General features: G+C 65.2%; 27 protein-coding genes. 11 read left to right on the top strand and 16 right to left on the bottom strand.

Annotated features, from left to right (window positions below; all coding sequences use genetic code 11):
* Window positions 1–3 precede the first annotated feature (3 nt).
* From C8J30_RS13945 to C8J30_RS13925, 6 genes are all read right to left on the bottom strand, one after another.
* On the bottom strand, window positions 4–294 hold the full coding sequence (locus C8J30_RS13945; protein ID WP_110806462.1) for a hypothetical protein: 291 nt from the start codon (window positions 292–294) through the stop codon (window positions 4–6).
* Window positions 294–707, bottom strand: coding sequence for a response regulator transcription factor (locus tag C8J30_RS13940; RefSeq protein WP_110806461.1), 414 nt, complete (start codon window positions 705–707; stop codon window positions 294–296). Before C8J30_RS13940 ends, C8J30_RS13945 begins: the two co-directional genes overlap by 1 nt.
* A gap of 59 nt (window positions 708–766) precedes the next feature.
* Window positions 767–2107 carry a helix-turn-helix domain-containing protein gene (locus C8J30_RS13935; RefSeq protein ID WP_110806460.1) on the bottom strand — a complete coding sequence of 447 codons (1341 nt, stop codon included), beginning with the start codon at window positions 2105–2107 and terminating at the stop codon, window positions 767–769.
* A gap of 175 nt (window positions 2108–2282) precedes the next feature.
* The gene (locus C8J30_RS18690; protein WP_181420885.1) at window positions 2283–2438 is read right to left on the bottom strand and encodes a hypothetical protein; all 156 of its coding nucleotides are present in this window, start codon (window positions 2436–2438) and stop codon (window positions 2283–2285) included.
* Between the two features lie 109 nt (window positions 2439–2547).
* Complete coding sequence (locus C8J30_RS13930; protein ID WP_110806459.1) at window positions 2548–3003, bottom strand: hypothetical protein; 456 nt, start codon at window positions 3001–3003, stop codon at window positions 2548–2550.
* Between the two features lie 90 nt (window positions 3004–3093).
* Window positions 3094–4419, bottom strand: a complete 1326-nt coding sequence (locus C8J30_RS13925) for an aspartate aminotransferase family protein (RefSeq protein ID WP_110806458.1) — start codon at window positions 4417–4419, stop codon at window positions 3094–3096.
* 174 nt (window positions 4420–4593) lie between these two features.
* Between C8J30_RS13925 and C8J30_RS13920 the strand changes: the two genes are divergently transcribed.
* The 4 genes from C8J30_RS13920 (at window position 4594) to accC (ending at window position 8071) form a co-directional block, all read left to right on the top strand.
* Entirely contained in the window at window positions 4594–5223 is a 630-nt protein-coding gene (locus tag C8J30_RS13920) for a TetR family transcriptional regulator C-terminal domain-containing protein (protein WP_110806513.1), read from the top strand.
* A gap of 130 nt (window positions 5224–5353) precedes the next feature.
* Window positions 5354–5923 carry a hypothetical protein gene (locus C8J30_RS13915; protein ID WP_220033748.1) on the top strand — a complete coding sequence of 190 codons (570 nt, stop codon included), beginning with the start codon at window positions 5354–5356 and terminating at the stop codon, window positions 5921–5923.
* A gap of 293 nt (window positions 5924–6216) precedes the next feature.
* Window positions 6217–6717, top strand: a complete 501-nt coding sequence (gene accB, locus C8J30_RS13910; RefSeq protein ID WP_110806456.1) for an acetyl-CoA carboxylase biotin carboxyl carrier protein — start codon at window positions 6217–6219, stop codon at window positions 6715–6717.
* A gap of 7 nt (window positions 6718–6724) precedes the next feature.
* Entirely contained in the window at window positions 6725–8071 is a 1347-nt protein-coding gene (gene accC / locus C8J30_RS13905; RefSeq protein WP_110806455.1) for an acetyl-CoA carboxylase biotin carboxylase subunit, read from the top strand.
* A gap of 32 nt (window positions 8072–8103) precedes the next feature.
* Here accC and C8J30_RS13900 read toward each other — a convergent pair whose 3' ends face one another.
* Window positions 8104–8811, bottom strand: coding sequence for a methyltransferase domain-containing protein (locus tag C8J30_RS13900; protein ID WP_110806454.1), 708 nt, complete (start codon window positions 8809–8811; stop codon window positions 8104–8106).
* 65 nt (window positions 8812–8876) lie between these two features.
* On the opposite strand from C8J30_RS13900, the gene aat reads away from it, so the two are divergent.
* Window positions 8877–9515 (top strand): leucyl/phenylalanyl-tRNA--protein transferase, encoded by a 639-nt coding sequence (gene aat / locus C8J30_RS13895; protein ID WP_110806453.1) that lies wholly within the window; start codon window positions 8877–8879, stop codon window positions 9513–9515.
* Here the strand turns inward: aat and C8J30_RS13890 are convergent.
* The 5 genes from C8J30_RS13890 to C8J30_RS13870 form a co-directional block, all read right to left on the bottom strand.
* Window positions 9479–9847 (bottom strand): DUF2155 domain-containing protein, encoded by a 369-nt coding sequence (locus C8J30_RS13890; protein ID WP_110806452.1) that lies wholly within the window; start codon window positions 9845–9847, stop codon window positions 9479–9481. The two genes, aat and C8J30_RS13890, sit on opposite strands and share 37 nt — an antisense overlap.
* Window positions 9844–10320, bottom strand: coding sequence for an outer membrane lipid asymmetry maintenance protein MlaD (gene mlaD / locus C8J30_RS13885; RefSeq protein WP_110806451.1), 477 nt, complete (start codon window positions 10318–10320; stop codon window positions 9844–9846). Before mlaD ends, C8J30_RS13890 begins: the two co-directional genes overlap by 4 nt.
* Window positions 10321–10365: 45 nt before the next feature.
* On the bottom strand, window positions 10366–10740 hold the full coding sequence (locus tag C8J30_RS13880) for an NADH:ubiquinone oxidoreductase subunit NDUFA12 (protein WP_110806450.1): 375 nt from the start codon (window positions 10738–10740) through the stop codon (window positions 10366–10368).
* Window positions 10741–10862: 122 nt separating this feature from the next.
* Window positions 10863–12137, bottom strand: a complete 1275-nt coding sequence (gene clpX, locus C8J30_RS13875; RefSeq protein ID WP_013068317.1) for an ATP-dependent Clp protease ATP-binding subunit ClpX — start codon at window positions 12135–12137, stop codon at window positions 10863–10865.
* A gap of 121 nt (window positions 12138–12258) precedes the next feature.
* Complete coding sequence (locus C8J30_RS13870; RefSeq protein ID WP_055209897.1) at window positions 12259–12888, bottom strand: ATP-dependent Clp protease proteolytic subunit; 630 nt, start codon at window positions 12886–12888, stop codon at window positions 12259–12261.
* A 207-nt stretch (window positions 12889–13095) separates the two neighbouring features.
* On the opposite strand from C8J30_RS13870, the gene C8J30_RS13865 reads away from it, so the two are divergent.
* Together C8J30_RS13865 and C8J30_RS13860 are read left to right on the top strand one after the other, a co-directional pair.
* Entirely contained in the window at window positions 13096–13665 is a 570-nt protein-coding gene (locus tag C8J30_RS13865; RefSeq protein WP_110806449.1) for a hypothetical protein, read from the top strand.
* Between the two features lie 13 nt (window positions 13666–13678).
* Complete coding sequence (locus C8J30_RS13860; RefSeq protein ID WP_110806448.1) at window positions 13679–16300, top strand: methyl-accepting chemotaxis protein; 2622 nt, start codon at window positions 13679–13681, stop codon at window positions 16298–16300.
* Between the two features lie 6 nt (window positions 16301–16306).
* Here the strand turns inward: C8J30_RS13860 and uraH are convergent, their stop codons facing one another.
* Window positions 16307–16663 carry a hydroxyisourate hydrolase gene (uraH, locus tag C8J30_RS13855; protein WP_110806447.1) on the bottom strand — a complete coding sequence of 119 codons (357 nt, stop codon included), beginning with the start codon at window positions 16661–16663 and terminating at the stop codon, window positions 16307–16309.
* A gap of 132 nt (window positions 16664–16795) precedes the next feature.
* Between uraH and puuE the strand changes: the two genes are divergently transcribed.
* Window positions 16796–18211 (top strand): allantoinase PuuE, encoded by a 1416-nt coding sequence (gene puuE, locus C8J30_RS13850; protein WP_110806446.1) that lies wholly within the window; start codon window positions 16796–16798, stop codon window positions 18209–18211.
* On the top strand, window positions 18208–19038 hold the full coding sequence (locus C8J30_RS13845; protein ID WP_110806445.1) for a bifunctional allantoicase/(S)-ureidoglycine aminohydrolase: 831 nt from the start codon (window positions 18208–18210) through the stop codon (window positions 19036–19038). The genes puuE and C8J30_RS13845 overlap by 4 nt, the downstream gene beginning before the upstream one ends.
* Here C8J30_RS13845 and C8J30_RS13840 read toward each other — a convergent pair.
* From C8J30_RS13840 to C8J30_RS13830, 3 genes are all read right to left on the bottom strand, one after another.
* The gene (locus C8J30_RS13840; protein ID WP_110806444.1) at window positions 19035–20297 is read right to left on the bottom strand and encodes a glycerate kinase type-2 family protein; all 1263 of its coding nucleotides are present in this window, start codon (window positions 20295–20297) and stop codon (window positions 19035–19037) included. The two genes, C8J30_RS13845 and C8J30_RS13840, sit on opposite strands and share 4 nt — an antisense overlap.
* On the bottom strand, window positions 20285–20971 hold the full coding sequence (locus tag C8J30_RS13835) for a D-lyxose/D-mannose family sugar isomerase (protein ID WP_110806443.1): 687 nt from the start codon (window positions 20969–20971) through the stop codon (window positions 20285–20287). The genes C8J30_RS13840 and C8J30_RS13835 overlap by 13 nt, the downstream gene beginning before the upstream one ends.
* A 96-nt stretch (window positions 20972–21067) precedes the next feature.
* The gene (locus tag C8J30_RS13830) at window positions 21068–22633 is read right to left on the bottom strand and encodes a bifunctional metallophosphatase/5'-nucleotidase (protein ID WP_110806442.1); all 1566 of its coding nucleotides are present in this window, start codon (window positions 22631–22633) and stop codon (window positions 21068–21070) included.
* 158 nt (window positions 22634–22791) lie between these two features.
* On the opposite strand from C8J30_RS13830, the gene C8J30_RS13825 reads away from it, so the two are divergent.
* Window positions 22792–23130, top strand: coding sequence for a DUF952 domain-containing protein (locus tag C8J30_RS13825; RefSeq protein WP_110806441.1), 339 nt, complete (start codon window positions 22792–22794; stop codon window positions 23128–23130).
* Window positions 23127–24185, top strand: a complete 1059-nt coding sequence (locus C8J30_RS13820; RefSeq protein WP_110806440.1) for a quinone-dependent dihydroorotate dehydrogenase — start codon at window positions 23127–23129, stop codon at window positions 24183–24185. The genes C8J30_RS13825 and C8J30_RS13820 overlap by 4 nt, the downstream gene beginning before the upstream one ends.
* Window positions 24186–24332: the final 147 nt, after the last annotated feature.

The following is a 24332-nucleotide window of genomic DNA, read 5'->3' as shown; positions in this document are numbered from 1 at the left end:
GGATCAGCTGTCTCCGGGTTCGGGCGTGCTGCCCTCGGCCTCTTCCTCGGCATCGAGCGCCGGGGCCAGACCGCGGGCCAGCGCCGCAGCGGCAAGGATCAGCCCGACCCAGACCGAGAAAAGATAGATCATGCCGCGTGCGGTATCCGGGATCGGCGTGTCGGCCGGATGCCAGAGCATCGGCAGCAGGATCAGCACCAGCCCGACCAGCGGCAAAAGCCGGGCCGCATCCATCATGCGACGGCGCCGATAGGAGCGCCGGGCCAGGAACAGCGGCGTGGCGGAGCCCGGCATCAGCCTGCCTTGCCCGATCCCGCCAGAACCGAGGCAGCAAGGACCGGGGCGGCGATCGCCTCGAGCGCGGCCAGCACATCGGCATTGGCGAAGGGCTTGGCAAGAAAGGCCGAGGCCCCCGCAGCGGCGGCGGCTTCGCGGTCGCGGCCCTGCCCGCGGGCGGTCAGCATCAGCACCGGGGTGGCGCCCAGATCGGCATCGGCGCGCAGTTCGGCCAGGATTTCAAGACCGGAGCGGCCGGGCAGCATCAGATCGAGGATGACGGCGGTCGGACGCAGCGCGGCGATACGGGCCAGCGCCGCGATGCCCGAGGCCTCTACGGTCACGTTCCAGCCCGCCCGCGTCAGGATGAACCGGATCGCCTCGGCGATATTCGGCTCGTCCTCGACCAATAGCACATGCTTTTCCGCCATGATCGAACTCCTCCCCCGGTCAATCTATCCACGCTTGTCCCCATGCTGTCAAACCGCCGTCAGCGGGCAGCGATCAGCGAGGGCTCGCGCCGTCCGGTGCAGTCGCGGCGCGGGCAGACCCGGCAGGAGGTGCCGACCGGCCGCGCGTCCTCGGACCGGGTGGTGGCGGGGGTGACAAGCATCATCGCCTCCATCAGCACCGGGGCGTCGAAGGCGGCGGCCGATCCCTCGGGCGGGCGGGGGGCGGCAAAGGCCCAGGACTGGAAGCGCTGCGGCAGCCGCCCGGCCATGTCGAGGGTGAGACGCAACGGCTGCATCGGCCGCGCCAGCGCCTCGTAAAGCGGCCAGAGCGGGCAGCCGGCGGCCGAGCGCGGCAGCGCAAATCCCGGCAGCGGGCGGCGCAGCGTCAGCGTGCCCGAGGCATCGCAGACGACAAGGCCAAGCGGCGGCAGGTTGGCCGCGCCCTCGGGCAGCGTCGCCAGACGGCGAAAGACCGCGGCCATCGGCGCGCCGAACCGCGCCGCGAGCCGCCCGGGGTCGAGCCCGGTCTCGGCCAGCGCGGCAAGGAACGGCTTGAGCGGCAGGATGCGGCTGTCGGCCAACGCGCGGGTCAGATAGCCCAAGGCGAGATCGCGCGCGGCCGAGGCGGCCAGTTCCGGCGCCTGCGCGATCAGATCGGCGGGCGCGGGCGGATCGGGGCGCTCGAATTCCGCCAGATGCCAGCCGCGCGCCGAAAGCCAAGATTCAAGTTGATCGAGCGGCGCGGCAAGGCCCGAATCCGCCGCTTCGATGCCGTCGAGATAGGCGACAAGCCCCTCGGCGGCCGCGCTCAGACGCAGGCTTTCCGAGGCGATCGAGGACAGGAACCGCGCTTGCCACTCCGGTTCGATATCGGGGGTCTCGACCAGAATCGCCGCGCTCGAGCGCAGCGAGGTCACGGCAGACAGCACTTCGTGCAGCTCGTCGAGCAGGTAAGGGTCCTGCCCCATCCGCTCGGAATAGGTCTCGACCACCCGCTCGAGCGCCGCCGCCCGGGCCTGCCGCGCCGCCAGAATCTTCGCCCAGCCGGGAAAGCGGCCGACGAATTCCTCGATCCGGTCCAGCTCGGACGGGTCGATCAGCGCCCCGGCTTCGGCGCCTGTCGTGTCAGCCCCCGCCGCCGCCTCGCGCAGGGCTTCGAAGAGCGCACTTTCCGCCCCTTCCGACAACGCGACCGGCGCGACACCCAGCGCTTGGGCAAAGGTGTCGAGCAAAGGCTCGGAGACCCGACGGCGGTTGTGTTCGATCAGGTTCAGATAGGCGGCCGAAATTCCGACCGACCGCGCAAGATCGGCCTGACGCAGTTTCAGCGCCAGCCGCCTTTCACGTATCCGCGTGCCCGTCAGGGCAGATCGTGCCATCGTATCCCCACACCTCGGAGGGAGCCCGGGACCCCCTCACGAATTTACAAACAAGTTCAGGGAACACAACGCAATTTACCATCCCCGCCGCGAGAGGCGGCAGGGCGCACGCGCGATCGGCCCGCGGCAGAGGGGGGCACCCCGGCACGCGGGCCTGCCCCTGCGCCGTGACAAATCAGCAGGGGTTTTGCACCGTCACGCTCGACAGCGTGGACAGATCGGAAACGCCGCCTTCGCATTTGCCCGGCGGCTGCGTGCAGCCGGACAGGGCGGCAAGGGCCAGAGCGGCCAGAAACGCAAGCGATGTCTTGCGGGTGGGTGTGCAGGTCATGTGCGGCCTCCTCCAGATCGCGCCCGCCCGGGGATGCCCCGAAGCGATGTGAACTACATAGTTCACAGCATGCGATGACGCCCTGATCTGTGTCAAGCAGCCTGACGATTCAGTCGAAACTGCGGAAATGCGCCCCGTAATTCAGGGCGCGGCGCGAGCAGAGATCCATCGCATATTGCAGCCAGACAGACGCCTTCTGCCCCGAGGCCTGCTTGTCGACCGCAAGTTTGGCGCGCCCCTGCGCGATCGCGGGCCCCATGTCGGACTTGATGTCGCGCATGCGCTTGACCCAGAATTGCGCCGCTTCCTCGAAATAGCTGCCCGGGGGGGCGCCGCTGGGAACGATCGACTGCGCCACCGACAGGCAGTAGCCCGCCTCGACATCAAGCGAGGGCGTATCGAAAAGATGGCCCGGAGGGGCGGCGAACTGGGTCTTCCAGACCCCCCAGAACAGCACCGCCACCAGCACCACAAGCGCGAATCCCCCCCCCCAGACGAGCACCGGAGAGAGCGCCTCGTCAGAGTTGATCTGCTGCTTGGAATTTTTACTTGCGGTTGTGGGCATGGCATCCTCCGCAATCAGGATGCCTCGGAATGGTTAAGAAAGTCCAAACGCCGGTAAGAAATGGGGGCGGCCACCCGCCCCCTTCCTGTCTCAGTCGAGCGTCTCGAGCACCGATTTCAGCGTGCCGATCAGCTCGTCGATCTGCGCTTTCGAGATGATCAGCGGCGGGCTCATCGCGATGATGTCGCCGGTGGTACGGATCAGGATGCCCTTTTCATAGGCCTTCAGGAAGGCGGTGAAGGCCCGCTTCGTCGGCTCCCCGGCGATCGGCTCCAGTTCGACCGCGCCGATCAGGCCCTCGTTGCGGATGTCGATGACGTGACGGGTGCCGCGCAGGCTGTGCAGCGCCTCCTGCCAATAGGGGGCGAGCTCCGCGCAGCGCTCGAAAAGCCCTTCTTCCTTGTAGGTTTCGAGCGTCGCGATCCCGGCTGCGGCAGCGATCGGGTTGCCCGAATAGGTGTAGCCGTGGAAAAGCTCGATCATGTGCTCGGGGCCCTGCATGAAGGCGTCATGCACGGCGGCGGTGGTCAGCACCGCGCCCATCGGAATGACGCCATTCGTCAGACCCTTGGCGGTCGTCATCATGTCGGGCAGCACGTCGTAATGCTGCACCGCAAAGGCCGAGCCGAGCCGCCCGAAGCCGGTGATCACCTCGTCGAAAATCAAGAGGATGCCGTGTTTCTTCGTGATCTCGCGCAGCTTCTGCAGATAGCCCTTCGGCGGCAGCAGCACGCCGGTCGAGCCTGCCATCGGTTCGACGATCACGGCGGCGATGGTTTCCGCGCCATGCAGGGTGACGATGCGCTCCAGCTCATCCGCCAGATTGGCGCCATGCTCCGGTTGCCCCTTCGAAAAGGCGTTCAGCGCCGGAAGATGGGTGTGCGGCATGTGATCGACGCCGGTCAGCAGGCTGCCGAACATCTTGCGATTGGTGACGATGCCGCCGACCGAGATGCCACCGAAGTTCACGCCGTGATAGCCGCGCTCGCGGCCAATGAGCCGGGTGCGGGCGCCTTCGCCGCGGGCGCGGTGATAGGCGATGGCGAGCTTCAGCGCCGTCTCGACCGATTCCGAGCCGGAGTTGGTATAGAACACATGTTCCATCCCCTTCGGCGCGATGTCGATGATGCGGTTCGCCAGCTCGAAGGCGGCCGGATGGCCCATCTGGAAGGCGGGCGCATAATCGAGCTCGGCCGCCTGTTTCGCGATCGCTTCGGAGATCTTCGGGCGGCAATGCCCCGCGTTGCAGCACCACAGCCCCGCGGTACCATCGAGCACCTGACGGCCATCCGCGGTGGTGTAATGCATGTCCTTGGCGCCCACGAACATCCGGGGCGCTTTCTTGAATTGCCGGTTCGCCGTGAACGGCATCCAGAAGGCATTGAGATCATTGGGCGTCTTGCGGTCGAGCGCCATGGAAGTCTCCCTGAAGGGCCGGTTTGGGCCGAATTTTGCGCCCGGATCTCGGGCCGGGTCGTTTGACCGAACGGTCAGCATCAGGCTAACATCGGAACGGGCGGCGTCAAGCTTCCCGCGCCTGTATAAAAGGACTGTGACCGCATGCCCTCTGAACCGATGTCCGCCGATCCGATGCCCGCCGAGCCCGCCGAAACCTCCGCGCGTCCGCTCACCCGCATCCAGAAGCGCAACATCGAAGCGATCCTTGACGCCGCGCTCGAGGTGTTTTCGGCGCAGGGGTTTCGCGGGGCGACGCTCGACCAGATCGCCACCGCGGCGGGTCTGTCGAAGCCGAACCTGCTCTATTACTTCCCCTCGAAAGAGGCGATCCATCTGGAGCTGCTCAGCTCGCTGCTTGATGACTGGCTGGCGCCGCTGCGCGAGATGCGCGCCGAGGGTGAGCCGCGCGACGAAATCATGCGCTACATGCGCCGCAAGCTGGAGATGAGTCGCGCGATGCCGCGCGAAAGCCGGTTGTTCGCCAATGAAATCCTGCAAGGCGCCCCGCGGATGGGAGGCACGCTGGCGGTCGAACTGAAGGTTCTGGTCGACGAAAAGGCGGCGATCATCCGCGGCTGGAGCGCCGCGGGAAAGATCGCGCCCGTCGATCCGCACCACCTGATCTTCTCGATCTGGGCGCTGACACAACATTATGCGGATTTCGACGTGCAGGTCCGCGCCGTGCTGGGCCCGGGTCACGACCCCTATACGGAAGCCGAGCGCTTCCTCGACACGCTCTTTGACCGGCTGCTGCGCCCCTGATCCCGGCGCGCGTTAACCCTCTGCCGAATTGGTCGCGCTTGGTAACTTCTGAGTAACTTGCCGGGCGCATCATCGAAGTCAGGGGTAAAACCGCGAGGAGAGTGGGGAAATGGACCGCATATCGGGGCTGATGCCCCAAACCGGATGGTCACCTTTGCTGAGCATGGTGCCACAGAAGAAACCGCCGGCGACAACCGTCGAACCGGCAAACACATCGGCGAATACGAATTCCGGCCTCGGGGCCGAAGTCGGCTCGCAGAACCAGAACGAGCGGGTGGTGCAGTTGCAGGCCCGCAATCGCGATCTGGCGGTGGAAACGGCTGTTCTTGCGCAAAGCCGATCGGCCTCGTTACCGGACCCGGACGCGCCGACCGGCCCGCCGCCGACTTTCGACGTGACGCCGCTCGAGGCGAATGCCGCCGCGCTGATGGCCGTGCCGCCGCAGGAACCGGAAGCCGACCCGCGGGCCGAGATGACCGAAACGGCGGCGCAGCAGGCAGCCGAAGGCTCTGCCGAGGCCGATCCGCAGCCGCAGGTCGCACCGGAGGCTGACACCGCCGCACCGGCGCCGAAGGCGCAAGCCAAGCCGGAACCGGCGCCGCAGCCCGAAGTCAAGGTCGAGCGTGCGGCGGCTCATGCCGCCTCCGATTGGCAAGCCACATCGGACACAGCCGAACCGAGTCTCGACGTCGTGCGCTGAAAACGGCCCGGCGCAGTCCGGCCTCCTCGCACGCCCGCGGTCTTGCGGGTCGTGACCATAAAATCTGGCCGCACCAGTGCCCGCCCGCCGATCCCCCCCGATCGTGCGGGCCAAGGCTCTGGTTGCGGCCCCATTTTCATTGTGAAATTTCACCGGGGACTGCGCCCCGGAGCCTTTCCCCTGCGTCATCCGTTCACGCTTTCCTCGCCCGCGCGGCTCGCGTATAAGCGGGGCACATGAACGCGCCCCGAAGCGAATGAGCGGGGCAACCTGAAGAGTCTTTCGAGGACCGCATGACCAAACAATCGCATGAGAACGACGTCGCCTTCATCCAGGCGCTGGCGGAGCTGCTGAACAAGAATGACCTGACCGAAATCGCGGTCGTGCGGGAATACGGCGAAGACGACAGTCTCGAAGTGCGCGTGGTGAAGCAGGCGACCGTCGTCGCCGCCCCCGCCCCGGTCTATGCCGCGCCGGCGTTGGCCGCGCCGCTTGCCGCCCCGGTTGCCGCTGCTGCCGCCGCCGCTCCGGCCGCCGCCGATGCCGATCCGGCGAACCACCCGGGCGCGGTCACCTCGCCGATGGTCGGCACCGTCTACCTCGCGCCGGAACCCGGGGCTTCGGCCTTCGTCAAGGTCGGCGACACGGTCAAGGAAGGCCAGACGCTGCTGATCGTCGAAGCCATGAAGACGATGAACCACATTCCGGCGCCGAAATCGGGCACGGTGAAGCGCATTCTCGTCGATGACGGCTCGCCGGTCGAATACGGCACGCCCCTGATGATCGTCGAGTGAGGCGCAGATGTTCGAAAAGATCCTGATCGCTAACCGGGGCGAGATCGCGCTGCGCGTGATCCGTGCCTGCCGCGAGATGGGGATCGCCTCGGTGGCGGTGCATTCCACCGCCGACGCCGACGCCATGCATGTGCGCATGGCGGATGAAAGCGTCTGCATCGGGCCGAACCCGTCTTCGGAAAGCTATCTTTCGATCCCCGCGATCGTCGCCGCCTGCGAAATCACCGGCGCGCAGGCGATCCACCCGGGCTATGGTTTCCTGTCGGAAAACGCCACCTTCGTGCAGGTGCTCGAAGACCACGGCATCGCCTTCATCGGCCCGAAAGCGGAGCATATCCGCATCATGGGCGACAAGATCACCGCGAAGGACACGGCGAAGAAGCTGGGCATTCCGGTCGTCCCCGGTTCGGACGGCGGCGTTCCCGATTTCGAGGCGGCGAAGAAAGCCGCCGCCGAGATGGGCTATCCGGTGATCATCAAGGCCACCGCCGGTGGCGGTGGTCGCGGCATGAAAGTGGCGCAGTCGGAAGCCGAACTCGAGATCGCCTTCCGCACCGCGCGCAGCGAAGCCAAGGCTGCTTTCGGCAATGACGAAGTCTACATGGAGAAATACCTCCAGCGGCCGCGTCACATCGAGGTGCAGGTCTTCGGCGACGGCCGTGGCCGCGCGGTGCATCTGGGCGAGCGGGATTGCTCGCTGCAACGCCGCCACCAGAAGGTCTTCGAGGAGGCCCCCGGGCCCTGCATCACCCCCGAGCAGCGCGCCCGCATCGGCGGCATCTGCGCCAAGGCGATGGGCGAGCTGGGCTATTCCGGCGCCGGCACGATCGAATTCCTGTATGAAGACGGCGAATTCTACTTCATCGAGATGAACACCCGCCTGCAGGTGGAACATCCGGTGACCGAGGGCATCTTCGGCGTCGATCTCGTGCGCGAACAGATCCGTGTCGCGGCGGGCGAAGAGATGGAGTTCACGCAGGAAAACCTGCAGATCCGCGGTCATGCGATCGAGGTGCGGATCAACGCCGAACGGCTGCCGAACTTCGCCCCCTGCCCCGGCAAGATCACGCAATACCACGCCCCGGGCGGGCTGGGCGTGCGGATCGACTCGGCGCTTTACGACGGCTACAAGATCCCGCCCTATTACGACAGCCTGATCGGCAAGCTGATCGTGCATGGCCGCGACCGCAACGAGGCGCTGGCGCGTCTGAACCGGGCGCTTGGCGAGCTGATCGTCGATGGCGTCGACACCACGATCCCGCTGTTCCGGCAGTTGCTGGAAGAGCCCGACATCCTGCGCGGCGATTACTCGATCCACTGGCTCGAGAAATGGCTCGCCAAGACCTACGGTTGACCGAAGCGCCCCCGCAAGGGGGCGTTTTCGTCTCAGGCCTTCGGGCGCAACAGACAGGTGGCGCGGCGCTTGCCGGTGGGGCGGAAGTAATCCGCGACGAAGCGGCGCTTGTTCGGCCGCACATCGGACCAGTCCACCCACTCGGTCGTATAGCCCAGCACATCGACCATCGCCTCGAGCGCGCCAAGGCTCGGGATGCCGATCAGCGCCTTGTCCTGCCCCTCGACCTGTGCCAGCGCGTTCAGATCCTTGCTCGGGTCCTCGCGCACGAGATCGATCACCTGCCCCGGCCGCTGCGAAAACTCGCTGTCGAGCAGCACCAGCCGCGGCTTGAACCGGGTCACCAGTTGCAGAAGCCGGAAGTGGTCCATGATGTGATAGAAGATGCCCAGCACGCCGATCACGTCATACTGCGCGCCCGCCGCCAGATCGGCTTCCATCCCCTCGAAGATGTCGCCGCAGCGCAGCCGGACGCGCGCGGCGGCCTCATCTTGCGGGAATTCGCGGAACCGCTCGATCAGATGCTGACGGCCCTCGATCCCCACCACCTCGCCCGCGCCCGCCGCCGCAAAGGCATAGGCCCAGCGTCCGTCATGCGCCGCAAGGTCCAGCACCCGCGCCCCGGCCAGATCCGCCGCGATCGGCTCGATCAGCTTGCGATGGCGCTGATTGAGCCGCCCGATCGCGTAATCGTCGCTGGAATACCGTGCGACAGATCGCAAAAAATCGAAAAATCCCATGGCATTGCCGCACTTTCGTGTCAAACTCCCGTCAGCTTAGGGTTCGGGATCACGGTTGGCAACAAATGACGGCGGGGCTTAGTCCGGAATTACTGCTCTCGGCCTATGCGCAAGGCATTTTCCCCATGGCGAGCGCGCGCGACGCGACCGAGCTGCATTGGTTCGAGCCGCGGCTACGCGGCATCATCCCCTTGGACGGCTTTCATATCTCGCGCTCGCTGGCCCGGGTGATCAGCCGCGAGACCTACAGCATCCGCACCAACACTGCCTTTCGCGCCGTGGTCGAGGGCTGCGCCGACCGCCCCGAGACCTGGATCAATGACACGCTGTTCCGCCTTTACGATGCGCTGCACGCGCTTGGCGCCGCCCATGCGGTCGAGGTCTGGCAGGGCGAGGATCTGGTGGGCGGCATTTTCGGCGTAACGCTGGGGGGGGCGTTTTTCGGCGAAAGCATGTTTTCGCGCGCGCCGAATGCGTCGAAAGTGGCGATGGCCTATACGGTCGACCGGCTGATCCGAGGCGGCTTCAGCCTGTTCGACACGCAATATCTGACGCCACATCTGCGGAGTTTGGGCGGGATCGAAATCCCCCGGCTCGACTATCGCAAACGGCTGCGGCGCGCACTGGGGCAACAGGCAGAGTTCACCGCGCCGCCGCCCGCGACGGCTCAGTCGATCTTGCAGCGCAGGACCCAGACGTCGTAGCGTTGATGATCAAGCGCCGAAAGCGCCGGGTTCTGCGCGATCATCCAGCCGCGGAAGACCTCGCGCCCCTGCGCCGTGTCGGTGATGTCCAGAAAGGCATAGGCGTTCGAAGCCGGGTCATCGGCCGGATAGCGGCAATCGGTCAGACGCACCGAAAGCGAGCCATAGGTGACGCTCTCGCCCACCGAAAGCGTCAGGTCGCTGGCCGCCCCCGCGATCTTGTCGAGACCGCGCAGATAGGCCCCCGGAGCCTCGGCCAGCCCCTCGGGCGCGTCCTGAGCGCTCGCGGCACCGGCCGTCAGCAGCACCGCGACCAGAGCCGCGCGAATCATGGCGCTTTCCCGTCGGTGGATGACTTCTCGCCATCCTTGGCGCCGGCGAATTTCATCATCAGACCCAGCGCCGAAACGGCCCCCTGCGTGTCGACGATTTCCTCGCCCGGACCCAGATTGACCGGGCTGCCGCCCGGCAGGATCTCGACGAAGGCGCCGCCGAGGAGCCCCTCGGTCGCGACGATGATCTGGCTGTCATCGGGGATATCGACGCCCGATTTCATCGCCACCGTCGTGTCGGCGAAAAAGGTTTGCGGGTTCAGCGCGATATCGGTGACCGTGCCGACCTTGACCCCGGCCATCCGGACGTCGGTGCCGACGCTGATTCCCTCGACCGAGCGGAACGAGGCTTTCAGCGGATAGCCGCTACTGGCCGTGCCGAGGCTGTGCCCCTGCCCTGCCCAAAGAAAAAATCCCACCGCGACGGCCAGAACGGCCGCCCCGGTGAGCACTTCAACTCGATTTTCACTCATGTTTTCCAGCCGGTTGCGCGGAAGGACAGGGTTTGGACGACCGGCTTACTCCGGCTGCCATGCCTCGTAATCGGTGCGGGCCACGGGCTCGGCCCGGCGCAGCGAGCCCGGCGGAACGAAGGCCGTCGCCAGACCGGTCTGATTCTGCTGATGCGGCAGTTCCCAGGGCTTGTGATCCAGCGGCGCCTTGGTCGGCGGCTCGTTCCAGGTGAAATGGATCCAGCCATGCCAATCGGGCGGAATGCGGCTGGCCTGAACTTCGCCGTTGTAGATCACCCAGCGACGTTTGCCATCCTTGCTCTGGTAGTAGCAATTGCCCTCGGCGTCCTCGCCGACCTTCACCCCGTGACGCGCGGTAAAGATCTGGGTGCCGAGAGTCTGGCCGTTCCACCACGTCAGCAGGCGCAGCAGGAATTTCATATCTCACCTCCGCATCTTTGGCCCCGTTATAGCGGCGGGGCCGCCAAGGTCCAGTGTTTTGCGGACCCGTTCAGCACAAAGGGCGGGTTTCCCCGCCCCTTCCGTTTCACGACGACCGGGGCTCAGCCAGCGGTCTTGGGTTCTTTCTTGCCCGAGGTCTCGGCGTAGATCAGCAAGGGTTTGGCGCCATTGGCCATTTCCACCGCCTCATCGTTCACCACGACTTCGCGCACGCCTTCCATGCCCGGCAGTTCGAACATCGTGTCGAGCAGGATGTCTTCCATGATCGAGCGCAGACCGCGCGCGCCGGTCTTGCGCTTGATGGCGCGGGCGGCAATCGCCTTCATCGCATCGGGGGTGAAGGTCAGCTTCACGCCCTCGATCTCGAAGAGACGCTGGTATTGCTTGACCAGAGCGTTCTTCGGCTCGGTCAGGATCGTCACCAGAGCGGCCTCGTCGAGGTCTTCCAGCGTCGCGATCACCGGCAGACGACCGACGAATTCCGGGATCAGACCGAATTTCAGCAGATCTTCCGGTTCCAGTTCCTTGAACAACTCGCCCGCGCCCCGCGATTCCGGGTCCTTCACGTCGGCGCCAAAGCCGATCGCCGAGCCCTTGCCACGTTGCGCGATGATTCGGTCGAGACCCGCGAAAGCCCCGCCACAGATGAACAGGATGTTCGTCGTATCCACCTGCAGGAATTCCTGCTGCGGATGCTTGCGCCCACCCTGCGGCGGCACCGAGGCGACGGTGCCTTCCATGATCTTCAGCAGCGCCTGCTGCACGCCCTCGCCCGAAACGTCGCGGGTGATCGAGGGGTTGTCCGACTTGCGGGTGATCTTGTCGACCTCGTCGATATAGACGATGCCGCGCTGCGCCCGCTCGACGTTGTATTCGCTGGCCTGCAGCAGCTTCAGGATGATGTTTTCCACGTCCTCGCCGACGTAACCGGCTTCGGTCAGCGTCGTCGCATCGGCCATGGTGAAGGGCACATCGAGGATGCGCGCCAGCGTCTGCGCGAGCAGCGTCTTGCCGCAGCCGGTCGGCCCGATCAGCAGGATGTTCGACTTCGCCAGCTCGACATCTTGTTTCGAGCCGTGGTTCAGACGCTTGTAATGGTTGTGCACCGCGACCGAGAGCACGCGTTTCGCATGCATCTGTCCGATCACGTAATCGTCCAGCACCTTGCAGATGTCGCGCGGCGTCGGCACGCCATCCGTCGCCTTGAGACCGGTGGTCTTGGTCTCCTCGCGGATGATGTCCATGCACAACTCGACGCATTCATCACAGATGAACACGGTCGGACCCGCGATCAGCTTGCGCACCTCGTGCTGGCTCTTGCCGCAGAACGAACAGTAAAGGGTGTTCTTGCTGTCGGAGCCGGAATTGTTCGCCATCGTCATCCTCGAATGGCCCGACCCGGGCCTTTGGGGGCTGTCCTGGACCGAAGTCTAGGGCAGCACCACGTTCTTCTCAATCGCAAATTCCCCGCTCCGGTTAAGAGCGGTCATCGATTCGTCACTTTCCGCCGTCAAGGCTCGGCCGCGCCGACAGGATCTCGTCGAGATGGCCCCATTCCAGCGCCTCTTCGGGCGACATGAAGCGGTCACGCTCGAGCGCCTCGGCCACTTCCTCAATCGACCGGCCGGTGTGGCGGACGTAGATCTCGTACAGGCGCTGGCGGATCTTTTCGGTTTCGCGGGCGTGGATCATGATGTCCGTCGCCTGGCCCTGATAGCCGCCCGAGGGCTGGTGCACCATGATGCGCGAGTTCGGCAGCGAGAAGCGCATGCCCTTTTCGCCCGCGCAGGCAATGACCGAGCCCATCGAGGCGGCCTGCCCGATGACCAGCGTCGAGACCTTCGGACGGATGTATTGCATGGTGTCGTAGATCGCGAGGCCCGAGGTGACGACACCGCCGGGGCTGTTGATATACATGGAAATTTCCTTCGAGGGGTTCTCGGCCTCGAGGAACAGCAGCTGGGCGCAGATCAGGCTCGACATGCCGTCGTGGAACGGCCCGGCAAGGAAGATGATCCGCTCCTTGAGCAGCCGGGAATAGATGTCATAGGCCCGCTCGCCGCGCGAGGTCTGCTCGACCACCATCGGTACCAGCGTGTTCATGTAAAGGTCGACCGGGTCTTTCATTCGCTGCCTTTCCTCGTGATGTCCGCCAAGCCTTAGCGCGCGTTGCTTAATCAAGTCTTAGTGTCGCAAGTCCCCCCCTGCAAGGGCAGCGACTTAAAAGAGAGGAGTTGGAATGATTCTTGGCGATTAATCGGGCGGAAAGAGTTGGTGGGTAGTCTGTGCGACAAATGTTCTCGGGGAAATCCTTCCCGCTACTGGAGCCTGCTCATGACCTTTCGTGCCGCGACGCTTGCCCTCGCGCTTCTCGCCCTGCCAGCGCAGGCCGAGGACGTTTCCCAGCAAGTGAAGGGAATAGTTGAAAAAGATCTGCGCGCCTGGGCGGCGGATCCGGCACTGGTCGCGGCGGTGATGGCCGCAAACGAAGCCCATTCCGCGCTGAGCCAGCCGCAGATCGACTCGCTTGACGCCGCCTGGAAGGCCGAACTGGACACGGCAAGTCGTCCGACCATCGATCCGATCCTCGCCTCCCCGGTGTCGAAGGCGCTCAAGGCGCAACTCGAGGCGAGCGGCGGCCGCTTTACCGAGGCCTTCGTGACCGACAACCGCGGGCTGAACGTGGCGCAGGCCGGTCCGACCTCCGACTACTGGCAGGGCGATGAAGCCAAGTTCCAGGAAACCTACCCAAAGGGCGCCGATGCCGTCTACGTGAGCGAGGTCGAATTCGACGAATCCTCGCAAAGCTATTCGGTGCAAGCCTCCTTCACCGTGACCGACCCCGCGACCAAGTCCCCGATCGGGATGATGACGGTCGGTCTCAATGCCGAAATGATCCAGTAATCCGGGGCCAAAGATGAGCGCCAAGACGTCCGCTTCCGTCAGCTTCTTCCACTCGAGCTTTTTCCGCGCCACCTTGCTGGTTGCCGCGTCGGCGCTCACCCTCGTGGCTTCGTTGACGTTCATCAACGTAAAGTCAACGACCGACATGGCGCTGACGCAACTGCAGCAACAGGCGCATGGATCGAGCGCGATCATCGCCAAGCAACTGGTCGGGCCGATGCGCTTCTCCGACAAGCTGCAACTGGGCAAGGCCCTGCAGGATGTCGTTGACGATACCTCGAATCCGGCTGACGCCATGATGGCGGTGAACGAGAAGGGGGAGGCGATTGCGACCTACGCGGCGCAGGGCGTTTCCACCGCGGACCTCGAATCCATGGCGAAGGAGGTCGTCGGCAAGACCGAGGAATTCACCGCCGAAGACGGTCTGATGATCGCGACCCCGGTCAAGAGCGCCACCAGCGGTGCCGTGCTTGGCTTCGTGATTTCGCACTGGTCGGATGCCGCGACCGAAGCCGCGATCGCCGCCGCAACCAGCAAGGGGCTCATCGTCTCCGGGATTGTTCTCGTGCTCGCGATGGTGGTGACCAGCCTCGTCTTCCGCGCGATCGTCTCCGTCCGGCTCGGCAATATCAATTCCGCGATGTCGGCGATTTCGGGCGGGGCGCTGACGACTGCGGTGCCCTATACCGAAACGAAAGACGAGATTGGTCACATCGCCAAGTCTCTTGAAGCGTTCCGGCAATCGCTGGCAGAGGCGGAAGCCACGAATCGTACCGCCCTGATGCGCGGCACGGCGCTGGCATCGACCTCCACGGCGATCATGCTGACCAACACCGATCACGAAATCACCTGGGTGAACGACGCGATGGTGAAGCTGATGCGCGTGCATGCTGCTTCCATTCAAGCTCGCAACCCGGATTTCGATCCGGACAACATGATCGGCTATCGCGCGGACCGCATCCTCGAGGGTGGGATCGCCGTGGCGCATGACATGGACGAGGGCAAGAGCGACTCGCTTCGCATCGAGCAGGATCTGGCCTCCGGCACGATCGTGGCCGAAGCGAATGCGGTGAAGACGCCCGATGGCATCAAGATCGGCCATGTCGCCGAATGGCACGACATCACTTCGGCCCGTCGCAACATTGCGATCACCGAGGCCATCGACGCGACGCAGCTGCGGGTGGAATTCACCCCTGATGGCCGGATGAGCGCTGCCAACGTCGCCATGTGCGTGATCTCGCAACGCGAAGAAGCGCAACTCATCGGCATGGACTTCTCGCGACTCGTTCGAATCGCCTCGACCGGCGAAATGGCCTTCGACGCGATCCGGCGCGGGGAAAGCGTGATCGGCCGCATCATCGTCTCGATAGACGGGCAGGAGCTTCTCCTCAACGGCGCGATGACCCCCGTGCGGGATCGTAACGGAAACATCCGTCGCGTGATCGCCATCGGGACCGACATGTCGGATATCGAAGCCCGCGAAGCGCGTGCGCAGGCCGAGCGGGAACGCACCGCAGCCGAGCAGCGCCAGGTTGTGGAACAGCTGCGCGATGCGCTGCGGCATCTGGCCGAGGGCGATCTGACGCAATCGATCCGCAATCCCTTCCCGGGCGATTACGAGACTCTGCGCGTCGACTACAACGAAGCCACCGCGAAACTGCGCGATGCGATGGTGCTCGTGCTGGAAAACTCGAGCCTGATCCGCACCGAGTCGGGCGGGATTTCGCGGGCGGCCGAGGATCTGTCGCGTCGCACGGAACAGCAGGCGGCGACGCTGGAGGAAACCGCCGCGGCCCTGAACGAGCTTACGGCCTCGGTGAAATCGGCGGCTGACCGGACGCTGAAAGCCAATGACATGGTGGCACTCGCGCGTCGGAACACCGAGTCGAGCGGTCAGGTCGTGCGCGAGGCCGTGCAGGCGATGGGCGAAATTTCCGAAAGCTCGAACAAGATTTCGCGGATCACCTCGGTGATCGAGGAGATCTCCTTCCAGACCAACCTCCTCGCGCTGAACGCCGGGGTCGAGGCCGCCCGTGCGGGCGAAGCCGGTCGCGGGTTTGCGGTCGTCGCCTCGGAAGTTCGGGCTCTGGCGCAGCGTTCCTCGGAAGCGGCTCGCGAAATCGCCGGTCTGATCTCGGACTCGTCCGGTCAGGTGAAACGCGGTGTCGAACTTGTCGGCCAGGCGGGCAGCGCGCTCGACGGCATTCAGACCTCTGTGGCCGAAATCGTCACCTTCATGTCGGACATCACCGCCTCGACCACGGAGCAATCGGCGGGCCTGAGCGAAGTGAACACCGCGATCCTGCAACTCGATCAGGTGACGCAGCACAATGCAGCAATGTTCGAAGAAACCTCGGCAGCCAGCCAATCCTTGGCCCGCGAAGCGGATGGCCTGAACGAGACGATGAGCCGCTTCCGCCTTGGCGCACAGGCCGCCGCAAACGCGAACGCAGCCAGCAGCTTCCGCTCGACCCGTCCGGCGACGCCAACGCAAGTCGCCGCCGCGCCTGTCGAACCGGCCCCCGCCGCCCCGGTTCGCGCAGCGGCTCCTGCTCCCACCCCGAGAAGCAGCGCCCGCGGCTCGAACCTTGCCGTCAAAGCAGCTCCGGCCGAAGACAACTGGGAAGACTTCTGATCCGGCTCAACTGCCGCGATAGGTCGAATAGCCGAATGGCGAAAGAAGCAGGGGCACATGGTAATGTGCCCCTGCATCATTTACGCCGAAGCGGATCGGGATTTCGTCCAGAAATTGGGGCTCGCAACCCGCTTGTCCATTCCGGCGCAAGTAGTCGCCAACACGGAAGACAAGTTCGTAGCAACCTGTCGCAAACTCCGCCACGGTCAGGATCGGGACATCGGTCCGGCCGTCCGCATTGGTGCGGCTTTTCGCGACCGGATGACGCCCCTCGGCATCAATGCGGCTCAGCACGATCTCGATCCCTTCCGCCGGGCAACCCCGCGCAGTATCGAGAACATGGGTCGTCAGATATCCCGTCATCGCCCCCCCTTTGCGTTGCCTCTTCCTCGCCACAATTTCGCACGGCAAGTTGCGAAACGGATGATTTCCTTTTCGAAAAAAACCTGAAACTCTCGCTCATGCAATCCCCCTGCAGCCGGACCGGAGGCAAAGATGACCCGATATCCCAGAGACATGCGCGGCTATGGAGGCTCTCCGCCCGATGCGCGCTGGCCCGCGGGGGCCCGGGTCGCGATCTCTTTGGTGCTGAACTACGAGGAAGGCGGCGAGAACTGCATCCTGCATGGTGACGCCGCCTCGGAAGCCTTCCTGTCCGACATCGCGGGGGCGGCGCAATGGCCAGGCCAGCGTCACTGGAACATGGAGTCAATCTACGACTACGGCGCCCGCGCCGGATTCTGGCGGCTGCATCGGCTCTTCACCCAGATGGACCTGCCCATCACCATCTACGGCGTCGCGACCGCACTGGCCCGCAGCCCGGAGCAGGTGGCCGCGATGAAGGCGGCGGGTTGGGAAATCGCCAGCCACGGGCTGAAATGGGTCGAGCACCGCGACATGCCCGAAGACGAGGAACGCCGTCAGATTGCCGAGGCGATCCGGCTGCATGCCGAGGTCGTGGGCGAACGACCGCGCGGCTGGTACACCGGGCGCTGTTCGACCAACACCGTTCGGCTGACCGCGGAAGAAGGTGGTTTCGACTGGATTTCAGATACTTACGACGACGATCTGCCCTATTGGCGGCGGATCGGCAACCGCGACCAGCTGATCATCCCCTACACGCTCGAAGCCAATGACATGCGCTTTGCCACCGCGCCGGGCTATATCGAGGGCGAGCAGTTCTTCACCTATCTGAAGGACAGCTTCGACACGCTTTATGCCGAGGGCGCCGCGGGGGCGGCGAAAATGTTCTCGATCGGGTTGCATTGCCGTCTGATCGGGCGGCCCGGCAAGATCGCGGGGCTCAAGCGGTTTCTGGACTATGCCCGCAGCCACGAGGGCGTCTGGTTTGCCACCCGGGGCCAGATCGCGGCGCATTGGGCCGCGATGCATCCGCCACAAGACTTTGATCGCCCAAGCGAAATGACGCAAAGTGCCTTCGTCGCCGCGTTCGGCGCAATCTACGAGCACAGTCCCTGGATCGCCGAAAAGGCCCATGGGCTGGAGCTTGGTCTCGCGCATGATTGCGCCGAGGGCATCGCCAGCGTTCTGGCGAGGGTGTTCCGCTCGGCTTCGGAGACGCAGCGGCTGCGCGTGCTCAAGGCCCATCCCGATCTGGCGGGCAAACTGGCCCGGGCCAAGCGGTTGACGGCGGAGAGCACGGCCGAGCAGGCCTCGGCCGGGCTCGACGCGCTGACCGATGCCGAACGGGTCGCCTTCGAGGAGCTCAACCACGATTACACCGAAAAATTCGGCTTTCCCTTCATCATCGCGGTGAAGGACCACACGAAACCCGCGATCCTCGAGGCGTTCCGCCGCCGGATCGCCAACGACCGCGCCACCGAATTCGCCGAGGCCTGCCAACAGGTTGAACGCATCGCCTGGCACCGACTGAAGGACCTTCTGCCATGACCGGCTATTACACCCCGACCGGCGGCCTGCCGCCGCAAACCGCGCTGATGACCGGGCGCGCACTCTTCACCGAAGCCTATGCGGTGATCCCGAAGGGCTGCTTTTCCGACATCGTGACGAGCTTCCTGCCGGGCTGGACGAACACCCGGATGTGGCTCATCGCCCGGCCGATGAGCGGCTTTTCCGAGACCTTCAGCCAATATGTGATGGAGGTCGGCGCCGATGGCGGCTCGGATATGCCCGATCCGGAGACCGGGGCGGAGCATGTGCTGTTCGTCACCGAAGGCGCAATGTGGCTCTCGCTCGATGGTCAGGAACACGAGTTGGCGGCGGGCGGTTATGCTTACATCCCCGCGGGGTGCAGCTGGGCGGTTAAGAACGGCGCCGACGATCCCTTGCGCTTTCACTGGATCCGCAAGCTCTACGAGGCGGCGCCGGGGGTGGAAAAACCCGCGGCCTTCGTGACGAACGAGCGTGAGATCAAGCCCGTCGCCATGCCCGACACCCAGGGCCGATGGGCCACCACGCGCTTTGTCGATCCGACCGATCTGCGTCACGACATGCATGTGAACATCGTCACCTTCCAACCCGGCGGGCTGATCCCGTTCGAGGAGACGCATGTGATGGAGCATGGGCTTTACGTGCTTGAGGGCAAGGCGGTCTACAAGCTGAACCGCGACTGGGTCGAGGTCGAGGCGGGCGACTTCATGTGGCTGCGCGCCTATTGCCCGCAGGCCTGCTACGCCGCGGGACCGGGGCCGTTCCGCTATCTGCTTTACAAGGATGTCAACCGCCACGCCCGGTTGCGGGGCGTGCTGGGCCGCTAAAGGATCAGGAAAGCCCGGAAGTCGTTGACATTCGTCAGCGTCGGTCCGGGCTTCACCTGCGCATCAAGCGCCGCGAAGAAGCTGTGCGCATCATGCCCGGCCAAGGCCTGCGCCGGATCAAGACCCGAGGCCCGCGCCTGCGCGAGACTTTCGGGGCCGATCAGCGCACCGGCCACTTCGGCCGCGCCATCGACGCCATCCGTGTCGGCCGCAAGCGCCCAGATCCCCGGGGCACCGTCGAGCGTGTTGAGCGCGGATAGCAGAAATTCAACATTCGGCCCGCCCAGACCGGGGTTTTCCGGCAAGGAAACTGTACATTCCCCACCTGACAGCAAAACCAGCGGCGATTCCCCCGGCAGGCGGGCGCTGGCATAGGTCATCGCCATCCGCGCCAGTTGCGCCCCAAGCTCCGCCGCCTCGCCCTCCAGCGCATCGCCCAGACTGCGCACCGCGCAGCCCTTCCCGCGCGCCAGCGAAGCCGCCGCTTCCAGCGATTGCACTGGCGCGGCGACAATGATCGTCTCGCAACGCGACAGCGCCTGCGCCCCCGGCGCCAGCACCCCGGATCCCGCCAGCAGATGCCGACGCACCGCCTCGGGCACGGCAATCGCATGCTCTTCGAGCACCTTCAGCGCCTCGGCGGCCGTGCTCGTATCGCCCACCGTCGGACCCGAAGCGATGAAGGCCGGATCGTCCCCCGGCACATCGGAAATCAGCAAGGCCCGCATCCGCGCCGGATAGGCCGCCGCCGCCAGTTGCCCGCCCTTCACCGCGCTCAGATGCTTGCGCACGGTGTTGATCCGCTCGATCGGCGCGCCCGAGGCCAGAAGCGCCGCGGTCACCGCCTGCTTGTCGGCCAAAGTCAGCCCCTCGGCCGGGGCGCAAAGCAGCGCCGAGCCCCCGCCCGAGATCAGGGCCAGCACGCGATCCTCGGGGCCAAGGCCGCGCAGCAGATCCAGCATCCGCCGCGTCGCTGCCACGCCCGCCGCATCGGGCACAGGATGGGCGGCCTCGACAATCTCGATGCCCTGACAGGGGCGCGCATAGCCGTAACGGGTGATCACCAGCCCCTCGCAGGGCCCCCAGACGTGCTCGACCGCCTCGGCCATCCGCGCCGAGGCCTTGCCCGCGCCGACAACCACCACCCGTCCGGGCGGACGCGGGCCAAGCACTCGGGGCAGAACCTGCATCGGGTCTGCTGCTGCCACGGCCGTTTCGAAAAGTCTGTTCAACAGGTCAGTTGGGATCAGGGAATCCACGTATCATAATCCGAGACCAGCAAATGCAGCGGGTCCTCGTCCTCTTCGATATCCGCGAAGCGTCCGATTGGCTCGCGGAAGATGTTGTCGGTGCGGTCGTCGTTGACCGTGGAAACCTCGCCGATCAATACATCTCCCCCCTCCCCCCAGAAGGCATGCCAGTTGCCCGGCATCAGGGTCACGCTTTCCCCGGGCGCGAGCCGCAGGATACCGCCCGCAGGCAGGCCTTTCGTCACCCCGTCCGAGGCGACAACGACGGGCGCAGTGGGGTCGAGCGCCCCGGCCGCGTCCGAACTGAACATTTCGATCGCGAGCGTAGCCCCGCCGCGATTGATGATATCTTCCGCCTTGACGATGTGGCGGTGCATCGGGGAAAGCTGATTTTCCCGCGAAATCATGATCTTCTCGGCATAGCACATGCCGCCACCCCGGGCGAGGTCGGCCGCCCGGCCATTGCGGGTGGTGAAAAGAAAGAGGCCCAGCCGGGCAAAATCGCCTTGTCCGTAATCGGTGATGTCCCAGCCCAGGCGGGCGGAGACGATCCCCTCGATCTCCCCCCGCCGCGCCTGCATCTCGCGCGGGGACCAATAGGCGAAGGGCGGCAGGATATGGCCGAATGAGCGGATGAAGGCATCGGAATGCCGCAAGATGGTATTGATCTCGGATCGCTTCATGGCCGCACCTCTGAGCCAAGGTTTGCGCAAGCTCCGATCACGCGCAAGTGAAAAGCGGGGGGAAGTCTCCCCCGCTTCGCAATCATGGCAAACGCGCTACTTGCGGGTGATCCGGCCATCCAGCGCCGCCGCATAGGGCGCGTGGGCGGCCAGATACTCCGCCGTCACATCGGCCAGATCGGGGCCGAAATCATAGGCGTTCAGCCCCTCGGTCGCGAACATCTTGTAGCCGTCGCCACCGCCGCGCAGGAAGTTGTTCGTCACCACGCCATAGGTCGCGCCGGGATCGAGCGGCTTCCACCCGACCGAGGTCGCCACCTGCACCTCGCTCACCCGCGACCCGGCGGGCTTGGCGGGATCGAACGTGTATTTCAGCCCCGCCACCTGCGGAAAGCGGCCCTCGCTCTCCTCAACCGCGCTGACCCCGTTTTCCAGCGCCGTCAGAATCGTCGTCCCCTTCGCCTCGAAGGTCGAGAGCGTGTTCTGGAACGGCAACACCGTCAGCACCTCGCCCATCGTCACCGGCCCGGCGTCGATCGAGGCGCGCAAGCCGCCGCCATTCGCGATTGCAATGCTGATGCCCTGGTCCTTGACCCGATCGAGCATCGCCTCGGCCACCAGATTGCCCATCGCGCATTCCATCTGCCGGCAATGATCGCGCGCCCCGTCGATCTCGGTCGTGCTGTCCGCCACCACCTTGTCGCGGATCGCCTGCAGCGGCTTGGCCAGCTCCGCCACCCGCGCCGCCATCGTCGCGTCGGGCGTCACCGAGGCATCGAGCAAGATCGGCTCGCCCCCCGCCGATTTCAGATTGCCCGCATCGTCGAAGGTCAGCACCAGATGGCCCAGATATTTCGAATAGGCATAGGCCGAGACGACCGGCACCTTGCCCACCATCGTCGGATAGCTGGCGCCATCCTTGCCAAAAAGCGTGTGCGAATGCCCCCCCACAACTGCGTCGATCCCCGGGACGGCCGCGGCAATCTCCTGATCCTTGACGAAGCCGGTATGCGGGAGCGCGATGATCTTGGTCACGCCCTGCGCGGTCAGCGCCGCCACATCGGCCTTCAGGCTCTCGATCTCGTCCTGAAACGTGATGTCGGGCCCGGGCGAGGACGTTTCCACCGTATCAGTGGCCAAGGCCGCGACCAGACCGATCTTCTGGCCGCCCATCTCCAGCACGACCGTATCGGCGATCTTGTCTTTCAGCAACGAACGGCTCAGATCAAGGTTGCCAGAGAGCAGCGGAAATTTCACTTTTTCAACAAAGGCCGCCAGCCCCTCCGGGCCGTCGTCGAATTCGTGATTGCCCACCGCCATCGCATCATAGCCGATCGCCGTCATGAACTCGGCCGTGTCCGTGCCCTTGTAGCTGGTGTAGAAAAGCGAGCCCTGAAACTGGTCGCCCGCATCCAGAACGATCACGTTCTGCCCGGCCAGTTCCGTCCGCAGCGTCGCGACCTTGGCCGCGACCCGCGCAATGCCGCCAAAGCATTTCGCCTCGGCCGCGTCCTTGTCGGAACAGGTGCTGTCATATTTGTTGATCTGTTCGATGCGCGAATGCAGGTCGTTCGTGTGCAGGATGTGCAGCGTGTAATCGGCCTGCGCGGCCCCCGCACTCAGCACCAATGCGGCGGTCGACAGAAGAAAGCGGACGGACATTCGATCCTCCTCGGTTGGGAATGAGCCCAGAGTGACGCGAGCAAGCCCGCGCTGTCAAAACCGGATTTGCCCTGCATCGCGCTTCGCCGTGACGTGACGATGACGAAAGACCACAGCCGGGGATTGACCATTTTCCGGGCAGCGGGCATGACTGAGCCATGCTGATCTACAAGATCTTCCGCCGCCCCGAATGGGATGCGCTCTGTGCCGCGGGTGAGACCGCGGGGGCCCCCGTCGATCTGGCCGATGGCTACATCCACTTTTCCACCGCGGCGCAGGTCGTCGAGACGGCGGCGAAACACTTCGCCACCGAAAGCGATCTGGTGCTGGTGGCCGTGGCGGTCGAGGCGCTGGGCGCCGATCTGAAATGGGAAGTGTCGCGTGGTGGAGCGCTTTTCCCCCATCTTTACCGCCGCTTGCGCCGGGGCGATGTGGTCTGGGACACCGCGCTGCCGCTTGGCCTTTGCGGCCATATCTTCCCCGAGGCGCTGCTATGAACATCACCGAACGGCTGGGGCTGAAGCTCCTGCACGGGTTCGACCCGGAAACCGCGCATGGTCTGGCGCTGAAGGCGCTGCAGATGGGGCTGGTGCCCGGCTGCGGCCCGGTCACCGGGGCGCGTCTGAGCACGACAATCGCGGGGCTCACGCTGGCGAATCCCGTGGGGCTGGCGGCGGGCTTCGACAAGAATGCGGTGGCCTTGGGGCCGCTGATGCGGGCGGGCTTCGGCTTTCTTGAAGTCGGCGCCGCAACTCCCCGCGCGCAGGAGGGCAATCCGAAGCCGCGGCTCTGGCGGCTCGAGGAAGACCGCGCGGTGATCAACCGCTTCGGCTTCAACAACGAGGGGATGGAACCGATCGCAACCCGGCTGGCCGCGCGGCCGACGGGGGTGCCGGTCGGACTGAACCTCGGCGCGAACAAGGACAGCGCGGACCGCGCCGCCGATTTCGCCACGGTGCTGAAACGCACGGGCGCGCATCTCGACTTTGCCACGGTGAACGTGTCCTCGCCAAATACCGAAAAGCTGCGCGATCTGCAGGGCAAGGAGGCGCTCTCGGCGCTTCTGCGCGGCGTGCTGGAAACCCGCGCCGGGCTGGCGCGGCCGATCCCGGTTTTCCTGAAGATCGCCCCGGATCTGAGCCCGGCCGAGCTTGAGGACGTGGCCGAAGTCGCACGCGCTGTCGGCATCGACGGGATCGTGGCCACGAACACGACGCTGTCGCGCAAAGGTTTGAAAAGTGCAAGTTCTGACCAGGCTGGCGGGCTCTCAGGGGCGCCTTTGTTCGAAAAGTCCACGCGGGTTCTGGCGCAGCTGTCGCGTCTGACGGACGGAAAACTGCCGCTGATCGGCGTGGGCGGGATTTCTTCGGCCGAAGAGGCCTATGAAAAGATCCGCGCCGGGGCCTCGGCGGTGCAGCTTTATTCGGCGATGGTCTACAAGGGCATCGGTCTAGCGGCCGAGGTAGCGCGTGGCCTTGACGCGCTGCTGGCCCGCGACGGCTTCGCCTCGGTGGCCGAGGCGGTGGGCAACGGCCGCAGCCGCTGGCTTTAAATCCGGTCGGACATGCCAAAAACAAAAGGGGGGCTCGCGCCCCCCTTCGTTTTCACGCCCGGTTCATTCTGTTGTCGATGAGTTCCTGGACGACGCCGGGATCGGCGAGGGTGGAGATGTCGCCCAGCGCGCCATAGTCGTTCTCGG

Origin of the sequence: Rhodobacter viridis, from assembly GCF_003217355.1 — a bacterium.
Taxonomy (GTDB): Bacteria; Pseudomonadota; Alphaproteobacteria; order Rhodobacterales; family Rhodobacteraceae; genus Rhodobacter; species Rhodobacter viridis.
This window is presented reverse-complemented; position numbering and strand designations above follow the sequence as displayed.